General features: G+C 41.4%; 15 protein-coding genes. 3 read left to right on the forward strand and 12 right to left on the reverse strand.

What is annotated here, in order from left to right:
- Positions 1-154 precede the first annotated feature (154 nt).
- The 9 genes from KHB02_RS00470 to KHB02_RS00510 form a co-directional block, all read right to left on the reverse strand.
- Positions 155-1,345, reverse strand: a complete 1,191-nt coding sequence (locus KHB02_RS00470) for a thiolase family protein (RefSeq protein ID WP_213140403.1) — start codon at positions 1,343-1,345, stop codon at positions 155-157.
- A 29-nt stretch (positions 1,346-1,374) separates the two neighbouring features.
- Positions 1,375-2,523 carry an acyl-CoA dehydrogenase family protein gene (locus tag KHB02_RS00475; RefSeq protein WP_213140404.1) on the reverse strand — a complete coding sequence of 383 codons (1,149 nt, stop codon included), beginning with the start codon at positions 2,521-2,523 and terminating at the stop codon, positions 1,375-1,377.
- Between the two features lie 22 nt (positions 2,524-2,545).
- Positions 2,546-4,159, reverse strand: coding sequence for a long-chain-fatty-acid--CoA ligase (locus KHB02_RS00480; protein WP_420848056.1), 1,614 nt, complete (start codon positions 4,157-4,159; stop codon positions 2,546-2,548).
- A gap of 21 nt (positions 4,160-4,180) precedes the next feature.
- Complete coding sequence (locus KHB02_RS00485; protein WP_213140405.1) at positions 4,181-5,092, reverse strand: ketopantoate reductase family protein; 912 nt, start codon at positions 5,090-5,092, stop codon at positions 4,181-4,183.
- Between the two features lie 66 nt (positions 5,093-5,158).
- A complete protein-coding gene (locus KHB02_RS00490; protein WP_213140406.1) occupies positions 5,159-5,926 on the reverse strand; it encodes a class II aldolase/adducin family protein in 768 nt (255 codons plus the stop codon).
- A gap of 139 nt (positions 5,927-6,065) precedes the next feature.
- The gene (locus KHB02_RS00495; RefSeq protein WP_213140407.1) at positions 6,066-6,467 is read right to left on the reverse strand and encodes a MaoC/PaaZ C-terminal domain-containing protein; all 402 of its coding nucleotides are present in this window, start codon (positions 6,465-6,467) and stop codon (positions 6,066-6,068) included.
- A complete protein-coding gene (locus KHB02_RS00500; protein ID WP_213140408.1) occupies positions 6,464-6,913 on the reverse strand; it encodes a MaoC family dehydratase N-terminal domain-containing protein in 450 nt (149 codons plus the stop codon). Before KHB02_RS00500 ends, KHB02_RS00495 begins: the two co-directional genes overlap by 4 nt.
- Positions 6,914-6,930: 17 nt before the next feature.
- Positions 6,931-7,695: a beta-ketoacyl-ACP reductase gene (locus KHB02_RS00505; protein WP_213140409.1), complete on the reverse strand. Its 765-nt coding sequence runs from the start codon at positions 7,693-7,695 to the stop codon at positions 6,931-6,933.
- Between the two features lie 59 nt (positions 7,696-7,754).
- Positions 7,755-8,927, reverse strand: a complete 1,173-nt coding sequence (locus tag KHB02_RS00510; protein WP_213140410.1) for an acyl-CoA dehydrogenase family protein — start codon at positions 8,925-8,927, stop codon at positions 7,755-7,757.
- A gap of 251 nt (positions 8,928-9,178) precedes the next feature.
- Here KHB02_RS00510 and KHB02_RS00515 point away from each other — a divergent pair, with 251 nt between their 5' ends.
- The 3 genes from KHB02_RS00515 to KHB02_RS00525 all read left to right on the forward strand — a co-directional run bounded on the left by KHB02_RS00515 (position 9,179) and on the right by KHB02_RS00525 (position 11,432).
- Positions 9,179-9,331, forward strand: a complete 153-nt coding sequence (locus tag KHB02_RS00515) for a YpzG family protein (RefSeq protein ID WP_213140411.1) — start codon at positions 9,179-9,181, stop codon at positions 9,329-9,331.
- Between the two features lie 158 nt (positions 9,332-9,489).
- Positions 9,490-9,993: a GNAT family N-acetyltransferase gene (locus tag KHB02_RS00520; RefSeq protein WP_213140412.1), complete on the forward strand. Its 504-nt coding sequence runs from the start codon at positions 9,490-9,492 to the stop codon at positions 9,991-9,993.
- Positions 9,994-10,106: 113 nt separating this feature from the next.
- Complete coding sequence (locus KHB02_RS00525; protein ID WP_213140413.1) at positions 10,107-11,432, forward strand: ATP-binding protein; 1,326 nt, start codon at positions 10,107-10,109, stop codon at positions 11,430-11,432.
- Positions 11,433-11,471: 39 nt separating this feature from the next.
- Here the strand turns inward: KHB02_RS00525 and KHB02_RS00530 are convergent, their stop codons facing one another.
- Genes KHB02_RS00530 through KHB02_RS00540 form a run of 3 tightly spaced genes read right to left on the reverse strand, consistent with a single transcriptional unit; the run spans position 11,472 to position 15,427 of the window.
- On the reverse strand, positions 11,472-12,611 hold the full coding sequence (locus KHB02_RS00530) for a GerAB/ArcD/ProY family transporter (RefSeq protein ID WP_213140414.1): 1,140 nt from the start codon (positions 12,609-12,611) through the stop codon (positions 11,472-11,474).
- Between the two features lie 21 nt (positions 12,612-12,632).
- A complete protein-coding gene (locus tag KHB02_RS00535) occupies positions 12,633-13,847 on the reverse strand; it encodes a Ger(x)C family spore germination protein (protein WP_213140415.1) in 1,215 nt (404 codons plus the stop codon).
- Positions 13,844-15,427 carry a spore germination protein gene (locus KHB02_RS00540; RefSeq protein WP_213141269.1) on the reverse strand — a complete coding sequence of 528 codons (1,584 nt, stop codon included), beginning with the start codon at positions 15,425-15,427 and terminating at the stop codon, positions 13,844-13,846. The genes KHB02_RS00535 and KHB02_RS00540 overlap by 4 nt, the downstream gene beginning before the upstream one ends.
- Positions 15,428-15,538: the final 111 nt, after the last annotated feature.

The following is a 15,538-nucleotide window of genomic DNA, read 5'->3' on the forward strand; positions in this document are numbered from 1 at the left end:
AAAAAACGCCTGGATGGACAGTGCCATCATCCTGCAGCAAAATAGTCTGAAGCGGCAAATCAAGATGAAACGTGTCGGTTTTAGTGCTGTTAAAACCCAAGTATTCAAAAAATGTCGATCTCGTAACTGGTAATTTCACATTTCCTGCCCTTTCCTATTGATTAAAGGCTTCAACCAGGATTGCCATTCCTTGGCCGCCGCCAACACAAAGAGTGGCAATTCCGTATTTTTCACCACGGCGTTTCAATTCATAAATCAGAGTCGTCATAATCTTCGCACCCGTGGCACCAAGCGGATGGCCCAAAGCAATTGCACCGCCATTGACATTCACTCGGGACGAATCTAAGTTTAACTCACGAATAACAGCAAGTGATTGCGAAGCGAACGCTTCATTCAGTTCGATTAAACTAATTTCGCCAAGCGTTAAGCCTGTACGTTCAAGGAGTTTTTTCACTGCTGGAACCGGACCGATGCCCATAACTTCAGGTGATACACCAACAGCTGTCCAATCGACAATTCGCGCTATCGGTTTTAAGCCTAATTTCTCGGCATGGCTGCCTGATGTTAGTACAAGCGCAGCTGCCCCGTCATTCCGCCCGCAGGCATTACCAGCCGTAACCGTGCCATTTTGTTTAAACGCCGGCTTTAGACGGCTTAATGCCTCGATGGTTGTATCAGGTCTTGGATGTTCGTCCTCCGTAAACCAAACGGACCCTTTTTTCCCTTTAACTTCTACAGGGACAATTTCGTCCGCAAAGCGTTTCTCACTGATGGCAGCTGCTGCTCTACGCTGACTTTCTAGCGCAAATGTATCCTGGTCCTCGCGAGAAATCGAAAATCTTTCAGCGACATTTTCCGCCGTTATTCCCATTCCAAGCCCGCTGCCGTATGTTTCCTGAGGCTGTTGGCCAGCCTCGGCATTGGAATCAACCAGCTTTGGATTGTCACCGCCAAAGCGGGAGTTTCTTAGGTAAATAGGAGCATTACTGAGGCTTTCAGTTCCCCCAGCGACTACAATATCTGCTTGACCAAATGCGATTTGCTGCGCCCCTGAAGCAACTGCCTGCATTCCTGAGGCACACAAACGGTTAATCGTAAATGCCGGAGCTGTTTCCGGAACCCCAGCCCGAAGCGCAGCGACTCTTGCTACATTGGAGGATTCTGTCGTTTGTCTAACCTCTCCTAAAATCACTTCATCGACTTGCTCAGGCTTAATACCGGCGCGATCAATAGCCTCTTTAATCGCAACCGCTGCCAACTGCCCGGAATTAAGACTTTTTAATGTGCCGCCATATCTCCCTACTGGTGTTCTTACTGCACTTAAAATGACAATATCATTTTGCATATTAAATCACCTGTCCCTAGAATAATAGTTTAGCTGTATTCCTTCTCTAACTGCGCAGCAATAATGTTTTTCTGAATCTCTGAAGTTCCTTCATAGATTCTTGTGATCCGCGCATCACGATAAAAGCGTTCAATCGGATAGTCTGCAATATACCCAATTCCTCCATGGATCTGAACTGCCTTATCAGCAACACGATTGTATACCTCGGAACCGTATAGCTTCAGCATCGCTGCTTCTTTGATGACCTTCATTCCCTGATCAACCATCCAGGCAACGCGATACGTAAACGAACGCAGTGCTTCGATATCTACGGCCATCTCGGAAAGCATATGACTGACAGCCTGGTTCCTGATGATTGGTTTGCCAAATTGGATTCTCTCAAGCGCATATCGCGTTGACATGTCGAGAAGCTTTTGGCAGGAGCCCAAATTCCGGGAGGCCAAACCAGCACGTCCGTTGGCAAGAATTTTCAAGGCATTCATATAGCCCTGCCCTTCTTCACCAAGCACATTTTCCACTGGAACCTCGCAATCTTCAAAAATTAATTCTGCTGAATGAGAACCTCTTAAGCCCATTTTTTTCTCAACGGCCCCCACCCTGAAGCCGGGGAAATCCTTTTCAACAATGAACGAGGTGATGCCCTTGGCCCCTTTAGACGGGTCGGTCACAGCCATCACAGTGAAAACGCTGGCCTCAGTAGCATTGGTAATATAATGCTTCAATCCATTTAGGATATATTTATCACCCTTACGAACAGCCGTTGTTTTTAAGTTAGCAGCATTGGACCCCGCTTCAGGTTCGGTTAAGGCAAATGCGCCAATTTTTTCACCGCTTGCCATTTCCGGCAAATACTTACGCTTTTGCTGCTCATTTCCCATTTCAACAATCCCGACCGAACCAATGCCAGTATGAGCGCCAATTAACGTGGTATAGCCATTGTGTGTCTGGCCGATTTCCTCATATAGGGCACATTTGCCGACCATCCCAATTCCAAGCCCGCCATATTCCTCAGGAATACTTAAACCGAAAAGCCCCATCTCTTTTGACATATTGATAATTCTTTCCGGAATTTGGTTCTCCTCTTCAATTTGCATCGCAACCGCTTCGACTTCGGTTTGAATAAATTCTCTTACATTCTTTTTTAAAAAAAGAATATCCTCATCCAGTTCAAAGTTCATGACTAAATCCCTCCGTTATGCTTTAAGCCTTTTTTGCTTCTTCTTCTACAAGGATTCTTTTTAAGAGCTTTCCTACTGTGTTTCGAGGCAGGGATTCTCTTATTTCAAATTGTTTCGGTACTTTGTAGCGGGTCAGGTTTTGGTAGCAATGTTCCTTTAATTCTTGAATATCGATATCTTTGCCGGCTTTCGGAACAATATAGGCCTTGACGATTTCGCCGGCTTCCTTATCCGGAATCCCGACAACAGCTGCTTCTAATACAGCAGGATGTTCATATAAAACTCCTTCAACCTCCTGGGGATAAACATTAAAGCCACCGACAATCACCATTTCTTTTTTTCGTCCGACAATATAAAAGTAGCCCTCATCATCCATCGTTGCTAAGTCACCGGTATAGAGCCAGCCATCCTTTAGTGCTTGGGCGGTTTCTTCTGGTTTATTCCAGTATCCAAGCATGACCTGCGGCCCCTTAATTAAGATCTCGCCGACTGTCTTTTCCGGTACATCCACACCATTTTCGTCAACAATCCGGCAGTCTGTAGCTGGCAATGGAATCCCGATGCTGCCTATTTTGCTAACGCCATCAGGAGGATTGCGATGGGTAGTAGGAGAAGTTTCCGATAGTCCATAACCTTCCCCAATCGGCACTCCCGTCAGGTCCTTTAATTTTTTCATAATTTCAATCGGCAATGGAGCCGACCCGCTTGTACAGACCTTAAAGCAGGTTAAATCATATTGATCAATTTCCGGGTAATTGGCAAAAGCATTATACATTTTTGGAACACCCGGGAAGAACGTAGGCCTGTAAGTTTGAATGAGTCTTAGAACCTTCTCAAGCTCAAAACGGTTTACTAATAGAATGGCTGCCCCGAGATAAATCGGCAGATTCATGCCGCTCGTCATTCCGTAAACATGGTAAAGCGGGGTTGCGGTCAAAATGATTTCCTGTCCGTAAACCATTTTACTTCCATAAAGAACCTTGCTCTGCAACACATTCGCACTCAAGTTAAAATGCGTCAGCATGGCACCTTTCTTTTTACCGGTTGTTCCTCCGGTATATTGAATTACTGCAATATCCTTCTTTGCTGAAATTGAACATGTTTCCTTTAGAGGAACGGCACTTTCAATCAATTCCGAAATAGTTGGAATGTCATTGGTTTGCGAATCACCTGCAGAAAATATCTTCTTAAATGAATAAATTTCACAAATTTTCACAATTTTCTCGAGACCATCCGGCTCAGCTACCAAATAAGCGGTTTCAGAATCATTGAATATTTCAAGCAGTTCCCTTGGTGTATAATGCGGATTGATTTGCACGACAATCATCCCAAGCTTCAGGGCAGCATAATAGGATACAACATATATAGGGTGATTTCCGACCATCAACCCCAGACGATCTCCTTTTGCTGCGCCAAGCTCTTTCCAAGCCGCTGCCAGCCGGTCAACCTTATCCTTCAAGTCATGGTAGGTCAGCTTTTCATTTTCATAAATAATGGCCGTATTCTCAGGGTATTTTTCAGCTGTGTGATCCAAAAATGTGTAAAGGCTCATTTCCGGAAATTCAATGGAAGATACCGCAGTTTCAGGATAGTGGCCGAGCCAAGGACGTTTGTGTTGTATTTGCAATTCGAACACCTCTCTTAGCACATTGATTACTCAAACGTTCCTCGTTTGAAAGTTTAAAAGATGATAAATAGTATTGAGGACTGGGGTTTCTACCCCTAATTCTTTTCCTTTTTTCACAATATAACCGGCAATAGATTCCAGTTCCAGCGGTTTCCCTTTAAGCTTATCCTGCAGCATCGAGGTTTGGTGATCTTGGGCAAACTGCCCTTGCATCATCACTGTTTCATACTGTTCTTCCTCGATCTCAACCCCTGCTGCTCTTGCAACAGCAATAGCTTCCTGACAGATTTTTATCGCCGTTTCTTTTAATCCCTTGTCCTCATAAATAGCCCTAACCTTTGCTTCTATTAAGGCTGTCAAAGGGTTAAAGGTGACATTCCAAAGCAATTTTTTCCACTTGATTTTTAAAATGTCACGAGTTGAATAGGCTTCAATATTAGCAATGTTAAATAGCTCTTGAATGACACTGAGTCTTTCCCGTAAATCTTCCTCTAAAGCTCCAAATACCAGCTTTGGCGGGACACCGATTTGTTTTACAGTTCCTGATTCCGTCACACCTGCCTGAATATAAGCAGCAGCAGATAAGATCCGGCCGCTGCCAAATACGGAAGCGAGAAATTCTTCATTATCTACCCCATTTTGGAGAGTCATAATCATGCATGATTCCTTTAATACACGGGTAAACTTCTCAGCCATTTCCATTGTGCTTGTTGACTTAACACAAAACAACAGCAGGTCTACATCCATAAAGTCCTCATAACAATCGGTAAACGTTGCCTCCACTGTGAATGATTCGGAATCGCTTTCAATAGTCAGCCCATTTTCCCTCATTCTTTCGAGATTGTTTCCCCTCGCTAAAAAAATGACCTCATTACCCGCCCTTTTTAAAAGGCCGCCAAAATAACCACCGACCGCACCTGTACCGGCCACGCCAATTTTCATGCTGCTTCCCCCTGCTTATTCCATATGTATGGCTCTGAAAGGAATCGCTCCCTTCAGAGAACATGATTAATCTAGTAAATCCGGCTGTTCCTTGACAATCCGATTCCATAATGGCTGGAACTGGAACCATCCCGCACTGGAAGTACCGACAGTATTATAGGTATTGCTAGCACTTTCATTTTCAATAATTACCGGTTTACCAACTGCCTCAGCAAGAAGCTGTGCCTGACAGGAGCGCTCCATCGTAATAAACCACCAGGCTGCCTCATCAACGGACCTTCCGACCGTTAAAAGACCATGGTTTCTTAGGATACAGGCTTTCTTATCACCAAGCGCTTGGCCAATCCGTCTGCCTTCTTCAATTTCATGAACAACTCCAGTGAAATCATCAAACAAGGAATGATCCTGATAAAATGCACATGCATCCTGTGTGATTGGATCTAGAAGGCGTCCTAGCGAAGACCATGACTTCCCATAGACTGAATGGGCATGGGCAGCTGCGATAATGTCCGGCCTTGCAGCATGGACCTGCGAGTGAATAGCGAATGCGGCCCGGTTTACCGGATAATTTCCTTCGACAACTTCACCTTGATGATTGCAGAGAATTAAGTCAGAAGCGCTGATTTGGCTGAAATGCATGCCGAACGGGTTTACCCAGAAGTGATCCTTCAGTTCGGGGTCGCGTGCGGTAATATGTCCTGCGACACCTTCATCAAATCCAAATTTTGAAAATAAGCGGAAGGCAGCAGCCAGTTTTTGTTTTAAATGCTGGCGTTCCTCTTCGACTGAGGAAAATACCGGCGGCTTATAACTTAATTTTAATTTGACCGTCATATAATCATCCCTTTTTAAATTTAACTTTGATGTGATTTAAGCTCCAATCAACAACCGATAACAATAAACCCAGCATTCAGAGGGGAGTCCATCTTTCGTGCCGGGTTTATTCCTTCAATCTGCAATTCTGTCTCTTATGTTAGTAAAGCTGGTATACAACTTCTCCTTTTATTACATCCTTCCCTTGCTGGTTCACAGCCTGGACATCGAAGCGAAGCTGATTATCTTCCTTATCCTTTAAAGAAGCCTTTAATGTAATCACGTCATTTAAGAAAACCATGCCTTTAAAACGGATTGAGTAATCCTTGACAAAGCCCTCTTCATAATATTCCGTAAACAACTTGGCCAGATTTCCCATCGTCCACATTCCATGGGCAATGATTCCCGGCAGACTGGCTTTTGTTGCTTCTTCGTCAATTGTATGGATCGGATTAAAATCTCCGGAAGCACCTGCATATTTAATCAGGTCGATCCTGGAAACAGGTGATAACTGGATTTCCTTTAAGGAATCACCGGTTTGCAATTGAGTTAGTGAACTCATTTCGCCAACACCTTCCTTACAGCTTCAGATATGACTACAGTGGAACTAGAAGTGAAAATGACATTTCCTTCTGAATCCTCACCACAGTTTTCCATTACCAGGAAGCCCATTTCTCCAAAGTTCCCTTTTTTCTCAAAGTAATTTTTCACCTGAGAATAACAATAAATTTCCTCACCTACATATAATGGGCGCTCATAATGGAAAGACTGCTCCCCATGTATCAAGCCTTTATTAGGCAGGTACAGGTCTTCTATCACCCCATAATCAAATACCCTTGGGAAGGTTGGCGGGGCAATGTTCTTTTGATAACGTGAGAGTCTGCCGGCATCCTCATCAAAATAGATAGGATGCAAATCGCCAATGGCTTCAGCAAATTTTTTAACGGCTCCTCTTTCTACGGCATTTTTCACTTTATTAGATCGCTTGCCAATTTGATTTTTGAACAATTTAGCTCACCCCTAAATTAACATTTTGGTCCGCCGGCAACATAGATAACCTGGCCGTTAACAAACCCTGATTTCTCATCTGCAAAGAATGCAACAGCATTTGCGATATCAGCAGGTTTTCCGCTTCTGCCGACAGGAATATTGGCTACACTAGCCTGAATCATCTGGTCAAAGGAGATTCCAATTCTTTCAGCCGTTGCTTTTGTCATATCGGTTTCGATAAATCCAGGAGCAACCGAGTTCGCTGTGATTCCATAACGTCCTAGTTCAAGTGCAAGGGTTTTCGTAAAGCCCTGAAGTCCGGCTTTTGCTGCTGCATAGTTTGCCTGACCGCGGTTACCTAATGCAGAAGTTGAAGAGATATTGATGATCCGGCCATATTTTTGCTCAACCATGTATTTTTGAGCAGCACGGGCAGCATTAAAGGAACCTTTTAGGTGCACATCCATGACAGTTTGCCAGTCGGCATCAGTCATTTTGAACAATAAATTATCGCGGATTACCCCAGCATTGTTTACAAGAATATCAATGCGGCCAAAAGCATCATGAACCTCTTTAACTGCAGCCTCTACCTGCTCAGGGTCGACGACATTGGCTACCTTTGCATAGACTTGATATCCTTTTTCTTTCAGTTCGCTAGCTGTTTCGCTTAATGCCTCTTCATTTAAGTCGATAAGAGCAACACTAGCTCCTTCTTCTGCAAAATACTCGACAATCCCTTTGCCGATTCCACGGCTTCCGCCAGTGATAAACGCAACTCTTCCTTCAAATCTTCCTGCCATTATTGTTCCTCCTTACATCTGTATGTTTATTTTTTTAGACAACGCTTACAATAAGCTTATTAAATACCAAGTTTCACATGGCCCTTAAGCAGGTTACGAGAAATAATCAGGCGCTGAATTTCATCAGTTCCATCGTAAATTCTCCAAAGTCTGGCTTCACGGTACCAGCGCTCAATTGGCAATTCTCTTGTGTAACCCATACCGCCATGAATCTGCATAACTTTGTCAACTACACGGTTGCCCATATTGGCACCATAAAGTTTTGCCATGGATGCATAATGACGATTATCTTCGCCTTGGTCAAGTGTCCATGCTGCGTTTAACACAAGCCATCTTGCTGCTTCAATATCAACAGCACTATCGGCAATCATCCATTGAATTGCTTGTCTTTCTGCAATCGGTTTGCCGAAAGTCTCGCGTTCTTTTGCATAATCAATTGCCATTTGCAATAAGCGTTCTGCTGTACCAACAGCTCTAGCGCCAACAACCCATCTTGCAAAGCCAATCCACTCAAGTCCAAGATTGTAACCTTTATGCAGTTCGCCAAGAATATTTTCTTCCGGAACGCGGACATTATCAAATACCAAACCGGCTGGACCCCATTCTCCCATGGTATGTATAAATTCTGATTTCCAGCCCATATCGCGGTCAACGATGAAGCATGTTACACCTTCACGGCCTCTAGTTTTTTGGTGCAATTCTTTATCAGTAATCGCAATGGCCATAACGAAATCTGCTTCATTTCCGCCTGTAATGAATGTTTTTTCGCCATTTAGGACCCATTCATTGCCATCTTTAACAGCGGTCATTTTAATATTTGTTGTATCAGATCCAGCACCTGGCTCTGTCATAGCGAAACATGATTTCTTTTCACCGTTAATAGTTGGAATTAGGTATTTTTTCTTTTGTTCTTCATTACCATAGTAGAGGATGTTATCAGCAGAGCCGCCGAATGAGAATGGTACAAATGTTTTGGAAACCTCCATGTAAACAAGCGCCATCATCATTTGTCCAAGATCAGCACCGCCGTATTCTTCTGGAGTGTTAATTCCCCAGAATCCGGCTTCCTTAGCTTTTAGCCGCAATTCCTGCAGTTTGCCCTCCGGTAGGCTTGGCTTACCTTCCCGCTCTCTTCTTAGGACTTCATTTTCAAGCGGCATTAGTTCTTTTTCAACAAATTTTCGAATCGTTTGCTGAACCATTTTTTGTTCATCTGTTAGACGTAAATGCATGTCTTTCACTCCAATCTAGGATTCTAGTATTTTTTACTGCTATTAGTATTATGCCGGTTTAGTTTATCACATACCTACCGGTTGGTATGTTTAAGATTATTTTATTTCGAAATTTCAGAAAAAACAAGTTTAAAATTAAATTTATATTTAAAATTTTTTCAGATAGACTATTTTTCATTATCTTTACAAATGATAAAGATGATATTCCATTCGAATATCATCGTTTCAAAATCCTATTTTGAGGTGATTTGATGAGCTACAGAGAGCGTATGGATGCACACTCGGATATGTTTGTAAAAAATTCGACAAGGCATAAGCGTCAGAAATCTCAGGTGAATGGCGAAACGCAAATGTCGCAAAACAACATCATCTTAAGGAGTAATGCCAAAGCCCACCGTTGGTAGGGATTTGCCAATGAAACGAATCAGGGAAAACCTTTTTCCAGGATTGCATTCCCGGGAAAAGGTTTTTCTTTTTAATACTCGACCGGATATTGATTTTGCTTGATAGAAGGTTTACCATAAAATCTAGTTATTTATTCAAGTTATTGGGGTGTTAGGTCATGTTTGAAGAATTCATAATTAGAGATGCAGAAATAAAAGATTTAGAAGATATTGTTCACATATATAATACAACCATTCCAAGCAGAATGGTGACTGCTGATATAGAGCCTATCAATGTTGAAAACCGGACGCAATGGTTTCACGATCATTCACCTGAATTTCGGCCATTATGGGTAGTAGAACATGATGGGAATATTTGCGCATGGGTAAGCTTTCAATCCTTTTATGGGAGACCTGCCTATAATGGCACTGCTGAAATCAGCATTTACATTCATCCTGATTATCGAGGCAAGAAGCTTGGTAAATATCTGATCCAAAAAGCGATCGACTTCTGTCCAAATATCGGCATCAAGACCTTACTTGGCTTTATATTTGCCCATAATGAGCCAAGCGTTAAACTCTTTAACAGCTTTGGTTTTGAAAAATGGGCCCATCTTCCAAATGTAGCCGAATTAGACGGAATTGAAAGAGACTTGCTGATCCTCGGCAAAAGAATTTACTAGATAATTGCACTTTGCCTGTTTTTCCATGAATATGATGTTTCTAAATCATCCATTATCAAGTAATATAGATAAAAGATAAATATATAACCCAGTAGAGGGAATTGGAGATTTTCATGCAGAAAAAAAAGCTGATTATCATCTACTTTTTTACTAGTTTAATATGGATTTATGGTTCCAACTATTTAGTTGAACATTTTGTGCCAGCTTCTTATATGGAAATATTAGCAAGAATCAAAGAAATTTTTTATTTAATGGTCACAGGGGCATTCATTTATTTCTTTATGAATAAAGCAAATGAATTGAATGAGTCCAAGGAGGACCAGCAGCGCCTTTCTACCCTGATTAATTCGATGGTGGATTTTGTCAATTTTAAAGATGGGCAAGGCCGATGGATTGAGGCCAATGATTTCGGGTTACAATTATTCCAGCTTGAAAATGTTGATTACCGAGGTAAAAAAGATTCCGAGTTAGCCGAGCATACAGACTTTTATGCCGATGCTCTTAGAAATTGTGAGATTTCAGATGAAGAAACTTGGAAAAATAAAAAAATTACCCGTGTTGAAGAGGCCCTCCCCCTTCCAAATGGGTCAACAAAATTTTTTGACACGATAAAGGTCCCTCTATTTAATCCTGATGGTTCTAGACAAGGACTGGTTGTTATAGGTCGCGATATAACAGAAAAAAGGGACATGGTAAATAAACTTGAAGAACGGGAAGAGCGCCTGAGAAGGACCGAAAAGCTGTCAGTTGTAGGAGAACTGTCGGCGAGCGTTGCCCATGAAATACGTAATCCGCTTACCTCCCTTAAAGGCTTCGTACAGCTCCTTAAAGTCGAGGATGAAAGACACCAGTTTTATTATCAAATCATGCTTGATGAGCTAGACCGAATTAATCACATTGTAGGTGAACTTCTATTACTGGCGAAGCCTCAAGCCGTAAAATTCACAAAGGCGGATGTTAAAAAACTCTTAAAAGATGTCATTTCATTACTAAGTTCTGAAGCCAGTTACCATAATGTCCAGATTGAATCTCGTTTTCCAAACGTCGAAATGACGATTGAATGTGAGCCAAACCAATTGAAACAGTTGTTCATAAATATCATAAAAAATGCGATTGAAGCATCTGGGAATGGCGGCATGGTTACCATTTCTTTTAAAAAGATGGAGCCTGAAACGATTTCAATTGTTATCGAAGACAATGGCTGTGGTATTTCTGAGGAAAGGCTTGCCAAAATTGGCGAACCTTTTTATTCATCCAAAGAAAAAGGAACTGGTTTAGGATTAACTGTTAGCTTTAAAATTGTTGAATCACATCATGGCACCATTCATTTTGAGAGCAGGGAAAATCAAGGTACATCTGTTCATATTGTCCTCCCTATCCTACAGGCAAGCAGTGTCCCACCCCATCAAGATAACAAAAAACAGCCTTCACTGAGTTAAGGAAGGCTGTTTTTTTGCATTCTATGCTAAAAGAAATTATTACTGACTAGATTGTTGATTAGGCTGTTGGGTCGATTGCTGTTTCGGTTGCTTCTTTCTATTTCTAAAAAAAGCGATGACTAGTAAAAATAATGGAATAATAATTTGGAAGGGCCAATGTAAGTAGATGGTAACAACGTTTATCCCTTCCTCGATATGTTCTGCAAAATTTGAGGCAATCATTACTGATGACAGTAATATTAAAAAACCGATTGGAAAATTCAGCTTTTGATGGCTTTTAAACTTGAATAAATCGGCAGCTCCAATCACTGCTGCATAATAATAGATGGTTATTTTAAAAAAGCCGCCAATCACCAAATAAAGCATAAAAAACACATCCAGCCGTTCAATAAAATTTGCTAATTGAATTTTCCCAATTGTGGTTAATAACGGGAAATTGGATCGTACAAAAAGATCTGGTCCCAATACTGCTACGTTAACTAAAGCGGTAATAGCGATATTGATACCTGCTAAACTCATTCCCCCAATACAGGCGATTTTGACCTTTTTTGGATTGTTTAAATAAGGCAGAAGCATGGTAAAAACAATCATCTCCCCAAATGGGAAAACGAGGGTTTCTTTAATAAATGTGCGAAGTACAGGTTTAAATCCATTCTCCAGCATTGGTCTAAGATTTTCAAAGTGGATAAGTCCAGAACCTGTAACAAGGATCATTCCGATAATTGCCATGATGTAAATTAGGGCGAAGTACAACTCACCAATTCTGGCAATTACCTCAAAACCTTTATGAATCCCATAAATGATGGTCAAAATCATTAAAGAGTTGATGACAACTAGAGGGGTAGCTGTGTAAATAGTCGTTGTTAACAGCTCTCCGAAGTCCCGTAATACTCTTGTCGCAATATAAATAAAATAGACAATGTACAACAAGGCAAGTATTCTGCCAATCCATTTTCCCATTATTTTTTCCAGATAGCCTGTCAATGGAAGTTCCTGGTAATATATAAAAAGCCGGTAATAAACAAAAAAGATTAAAATTCCTCCCGCCAGCCCTAATAAAATGCTAATCCAAGCATCTTGCCTTGCACTTGCTCCAAGCCCAACAAGTAATGAGCTTCCCATTTCAAATAGGACCACGAGGACAAACATCTGCGATGCTTTTATTTTTGCGTTTTCCATCCCTATCCCCTCACTAAGGGTTTATTGATTGATATCAAACCAAAATGGCTTCGTCCGGATTCCTTCACGACGTGTATAGGAATCTACCTTAACATTTACTTCAAGGTCCGCAAATCGTTCGTTCCAATTCCCTTTTAATTCTTTCCAAAGCTTTGGATTTTCCCGGTGAATTCTTTCACCGAATCCAAAAATATCACTTTTCTTCTTTTGAACTTCAGTTATAGTCGACTTAATTTGTTTTTCTATTTCTTTTGCTACGGACTTATCAATTTTTTCGATTTCCTTCGGGTCTGTTAAATCCACCGTCGTATTTGCTTCACTTATCCACCCTTCAAATTCGATCGCTACATTTACAACAGGCTTCCCCTGTTTAATATTTACGCTAACTTTTGTTTTAGATCGGATCGGGGCCATCGTGATAGCATTTTTTTTTCCATTCCAATCAACATTAATAGAAGTGCTTTTAACTTTATTCATAAGCCATACCACGCCGCGGGCCTTTTCTCGGTCGATCCACCCTGAAAGCTTACCATTCTTAAAAATCGCCAATCCTGAAGAAGCAAGAACGGCCTCTGATTTTGTCTTCTTTAGATCATCTGATGATCCAGACATATTTTGGTTGCCGGAAATTTTATAACCATTTACGAACGGCTCTCTCCCATGACTTATAAGGGCGTTTATGAACTCATCAATATCTACGCTCATATTTTCACCTAACTGCATTTCGGTAGATTCTATTTCTTTTGTAACCTTATTGACAGGCAATTTATCAAGATTAGCCAGTGCTGAGACCAATTTTTCTGCACTGGTTTTTCTTGCTACGACTATCTCTGTTGTCGTTCTAAATTCCGGATCACGATCCAAGGCATCAAGAATATCAAGGAGTCCATCTTTCGCCACTTCCTCACTTACGGCAATTAAATTGGTATGGGCATAATAAAGACGCCGAGAAACTTTTTGGGTCGCTCTTCTGGCAGCTTCAGTAAGTGTATCGCCTGAACTTGTATAGACCGCAATGGGAAGGCCCTGTCCCCCGCCTCCGCCTCCTTGCCCGGAAGTTACATTTCCCGGATTAACAATTTGAAATGAAACTTGAAACCGCCGATTTTCTCCTTTATCAACACCGATAGCCATTACAAATGCTAAATCTGTCAGCTCCTTTTGATTCCAGCAGGCGCTGAGAATCGGCAGGAACAAACCGATGAGTAAAAAAATCACCATGGTTTTTTTCATCATGATTCACCTTTCGAATCTTGACTATCCTCCTGTTTAGGAGGCATTGGTTTCTGATTATCTCCAGCTCTTACCGTATTTCCCTTACTTATAAATTTAGGGCGGTATTTCATAGCCCAAATAGGATAACGGATAAATATATCCTGCTGATTTTGAACATTGAAAGGTGCAATCGGCATCATATAAGGAATCCCAAAAGAACGTAATGCACATAAATGGATGGACATAAACATTAGCCCTAATACAATTCCATATAAGCCAAGGAAAGTAGCCAATGCCATCATTGCAAAGCGAATTAATCGTGCAGCAATGGCCATCATAAAGGTTGGTGTCGAAAAATTGGCAATAGCTGTAATTGACACAACAATAACCATTATAGGGGAGACAATTCCCGCCTGAACAGCTGCCTGCCCAATAACTAATGCTCCTACAATGGAAACCGCCTGACCCACCGCCCTCGGCAGCCTTAAGCCTGCTTCCCGTAATATTTCAAACGTCACTTCCATGATTAAAGCCTCTACAAATGCAGGGAAAGGGACATTCTCTCTTTGAGCAGCAATGGCAATGGCCAATGTGGTAGGAATCATTTCCTGATGAAAGGTTGTCGCTGCAATATATAAAGCCGGACCCATCAGAGCAATTAAAAAGGCTAAAATTCGTAGTATGCGAAGACTTGTCGAAATATCAAAGCGGGCATAATAATCGTCAGGCGCTTGAAAAAATTGAGCAAAAATAGCCGGCACTGTAATAACAAAGGGTGTTCCATCCACTAAAATGGCAATTCTCCCCTCCAATAAATGAGACGATATCACATCCGGTCTTTCGGAATGATGGGTCGTCGGAAAGGGTGTCCAAGTTTGGTCCTCAAATAATTGCTCAATATAACCTTCCGCCATCACAGCATCAATGTTAATTTGATTAAGCCGTTCTTTCACTTCCCCAATAATTTTTTCATTAGCGATTCCCTTGATATACATAATGGCAATATCGGTTTGTGCAACGGTACCCAGCTTCATCGATTCCAGCCATAAATTTGGGCTTTTTATCCGCCGACGTATTAATGCGGTATTAGTTCGAATTGTTTCCGTAAAGGAATCCTTTGGACCACCGATAGATAATTGAGTACTTGGTTCGGAAATGGAACGTTTATCCCAGCCCTTTGTTTCCACATTGATTGCTTGATTATAGCCGTCTAAAAAAAAGAGTGTGTTTCCCGAAAGAAACGAATCAAAAACTTGATTCCAGTCAGTGGCAAACTGAAAATTTCCTAAACCCGCTGCTTTCTCAATTAAAAACTGAAACGGATCTTGAGTACCATTGAAACTTGAATTTAAAAGGGTCTCATTAAAAAAATCATTGATTAGTTGACCATTTGCCAGTCCATCCACATATACAATGGTTCCTTTAAGACCACCAATTTGATACTCACGGAACAACAAGTCCGTGCTGTTACCTAATTCTCCTTTAATTCGTGAAACATTGTCTTCAAAATTCCTATGGATAGGTTGTTCTTCAGGTTTTTGCGGATCATTGTGTTGTCTTACATTATCATTCTTTCGTCTTTTTTGTTTATTTTTCAACATGGTAGACCAAATCGACACAATTTCCCCCACCCTTTCAGAACAAAATGGATATATTAGGTAGATTGCCCAAAAATAAATGGGTTATCCTATATTTACATAGTATTAATTGGT

It is taken from the genome of Neobacillus citreus, from assembly GCF_018343545.2.
Classification (GTDB): Bacteria; Bacillota; Bacilli; order Bacillales; family Cytobacillaceae; genus Neobacillus; species Neobacillus citreus.

What these genes read in the sequence shown, in the direction of transcription:
- KHB02_RS00470 (WP_213140403.1), bottom strand. Translation starts at nt 1,345, where the DNA reads ATGCAAAATGATATTGTCATTTTAAGTGCAGTAAGAACACCAGTAGGG.
- KHB02_RS00525 (WP_213140413.1), top strand. Translation starts at nt 10,107, where the DNA reads ATGCAGAAAAAAAAGCTGATTATCATCTACTTTTTTACTAGTTTAATA.
- KHB02_RS00505 (WP_213140409.1), bottom strand. Translation starts at nt 7,695, where the DNA reads ATGGCAGGAAGATTTGAAGGAAGAGTTGCGTTTATCACTGGCGGAAGC.
- KHB02_RS00510 (WP_213140410.1), bottom strand. Translation starts at nt 8,927, where the DNA reads ATGCATTTACGTCTAACAGATGAACAAAAAATGGTTCAGCAAACGATT.
- KHB02_RS00540 (WP_213141269.1), bottom strand. Translation starts at nt 15,427, where the DNA reads ATGTTGAAAAATAAACAAAAAAGACGAAAGAATGATAATGTAAGACAA.
- KHB02_RS00475 (WP_213140404.1), bottom strand. Translation starts at nt 2,523, where the DNA reads ATGAACTTTGAACTGGATGAGGATATTCTTTTTTTAAAAAAGAATGTA.
- KHB02_RS00490 (WP_213140406.1), bottom strand. Translation starts at nt 5,926, where the DNA reads ATGACGGTCAAATTAAAATTAAGTTATAAGCCGCCGGTATTTTCCTCA.
- KHB02_RS00495 (WP_213140407.1), bottom strand. Translation starts at nt 6,467, where the DNA reads ATGAGTTCACTAACTCAATTGCAAACCGGTGATTCCTTAAAGGAAATC.
- KHB02_RS00535 (WP_213140415.1), bottom strand. Translation starts at nt 13,847, where the DNA reads ATGATGAAAAAAACCATGGTGATTTTTTTACTCATCGGTTTGTTCCTG.
- KHB02_RS00485 (WP_213140405.1), bottom strand. Translation starts at nt 5,092, where the DNA reads ATGAAAATTGGCGTGGCCGGTACAGGTGCGGTCGGTGGTTATTTTGGC.
- KHB02_RS00530 (WP_213140414.1), bottom strand. Translation starts at nt 12,611, where the DNA reads ATGGAAAACGCAAAAATAAAAGCATCGCAGATGTTTGTCCTCGTGGTC.
- KHB02_RS00520 (WP_213140412.1), top strand. Translation starts at nt 9,490, where the DNA reads ATGTTTGAAGAATTCATAATTAGAGATGCAGAAATAAAAGATTTAGAA.
- KHB02_RS00515 (WP_213140411.1), top strand. Translation starts at nt 9,179, where the DNA reads ATGAGCTACAGAGAGCGTATGGATGCACACTCGGATATGTTTGTAAAA.